Origin of the sequence: Flavobacterium sp. W22_SRS_FK3 (assembly GCF_052113665.1) — a bacterium.
In the GTDB taxonomy this organism is placed as follows: Bacteria; Bacteroidota; Bacteroidia; order Flavobacteriales; family Flavobacteriaceae; genus Flavobacterium.
Window position 1 is genome coordinate 1 of the sequence record NZ_JBGQOF010000060.1, and the last position, 1,687, is coordinate 1,687.

3 protein-coding genes are annotated in these 1,687 nt (G+C 33.9%); 2 read left to right on the top strand and 1 reads right to left on the bottom strand.

The features are described 5' to 3' along the window. A partial coding sequence (locus ACEN2I_RS19890; RefSeq protein WP_441767819.1) for a transposase occupies positions 1-429 on the top strand: 429 nt, incomplete at its 5' end. 76 nt (positions 430-505) lie between these two features. Then, complete coding sequence (locus tag ACEN2I_RS19895) at positions 506-799, top strand: transposase (protein ID WP_441767820.1); 294 nt, start codon at positions 506-508, stop codon at positions 797-799. A gap of 226 nt (positions 800-1,025) precedes the next feature. Here ACEN2I_RS19895 and ACEN2I_RS19900 read toward each other — a convergent pair whose 3' ends face one another. Then, a complete protein-coding gene (locus ACEN2I_RS19900; RefSeq protein ID WP_441767821.1) occupies positions 1,026-1,580 on the bottom strand; it encodes a hypothetical protein in 555 nt (184 codons plus the stop codon). Positions 1,581-1,687: the final 107 nt, after the last annotated feature.

A 1,687-nucleotide genomic window follows, 5' to 3' on the forward strand; every position in this document is an offset into this window, starting at 1 on the left:
GATCGCAGTGCTTTATCTGCCATTGCTATTGAAGCCAAAGAGAATTTAGGTATTGAGACTTATACTGCATTGGTGGATAAAGGCTATCATAATGGCAAACAAATAGAAATATGCAAACAAGCCAACATCACTACCATTGTAGCACAACCTGAGCAGGGAAAAAGTAATGAAAAAGGTACAACTAAGGATTATCTGGTCGCCCGATTTCAATACGATAAAACTACCGATACTTATACTTGCCCACAAGGCGAAATACTAAAAACTACGGGCAGTTGGCATAAGAAAACTACGGATAGAGATAGCTATAATTTTAAAAAATACCGAACACCTAAATGCAGAGAATGTCCCGTAAAACATTTATGTACAAGTAGAGCAGGTGGCAGAGAATTAAGCGAAGCGAATCACGAAAACATTAAAAAACAAATATGAAATTGAGTAAATCGACCGAAGCCAATATGCTGATGCAGTAGAAGAAAACAACAAACGCTATCATACAAATACGCAGTTGTACCGCAAGCGACAAGAAATCAACGAACACATCTTTGGGACTATCAAACGGCAATGGGGTTACAATCATACCAATTTAACGGGATTGGAAAAAGTAAACGGAGAACATAGCTTGATTATGTTGGTCTATAACATTAAACGCAGTATTAATATACTGGGCGTTCCCGAACTTATTGCAAAACTCCAAAAATGGAACTCACCCTACAAGGCAAAAGTCTTGTTTTTACTAAAAATGGAGTATTTAAAGCTCAATACAACGTACTTTTTTTATCCAATGAAAATTGCATACTAAAAAAAGAGCCTTCTCAGAAGGCTTTATTTGAATTGCAGTATCCCAAATTTTGAAGATTTAAATCGAAAAAAGAGGTTTTTTCACAGCCTGACGTTCTGGCACTACAGCGGGTTTGGGACTAAATTAAGCCCATTATTCGGATTTGCCAAATCATCCCAAATACAAAACCAACTTTCCATTTAGCCTATTGCCCAAATCCGTTGTAGTGGCTGTTAGCAGCTGGCCATTATAGCTTAATTCTAATTAGTTCGTTTGAATCACTTTCATAGCTCGTAAACAATTTATCATTATATGGTTTAAGATTTATTTCATAATTCCTGTCAAATTCTCGATGAAAGAAAATCTTGTATTGGTATACAATTTCTTTTGGATAAACAACAATACATGCTATTTCAACTTCTTTAATAGCATTTTGCTGCTCTTCAGTTGAAATATTATTTTGAGCAACTAACTTTTTTGCAAAATTTTGTGCTAATTTATTCTTTTCGAGTTGTTTTTCGGGACATTCTGCCACCCTTGGTCTGATAAATGGAGTGCCAATACTTGGTTTAGGCTTTTCTTCTTCTACTTTTTTAGAATTCTTGCTTACTTCAAATTTTATGTTAACATAAGAGATGTATAAAGTGTCGTTGGTCAAATTAATTATCTCAAATTCAAGTTTTGTCCACTTCTCCAAACGGTCTTGAAAAAATCCGCTATATGATAATTTAAATTTTTCTTGAGCAATTAATTTAAAAGAAGAAAGAACTACAACGAGAATTATCAGAATTTGTTTGTTCATGTTTTAAGATTAATGTGTTGTTGGCTTGCTGCTAACGTCAGTCTGTGAAAAAACTTCCGTTTTTGTTTTAAACAAATATAGAAAAGTATTGTTTAAAAACAGGATTT

Coding starts and splice junctions, on each gene's coding strand:
- ACEN2I_RS19900 (WP_441767821.1), bottom strand. CDS start 1,580: ATGAACAAACAAATTCTGATAATTCTCGTTGTAGTTCTTTCTTCTTTT.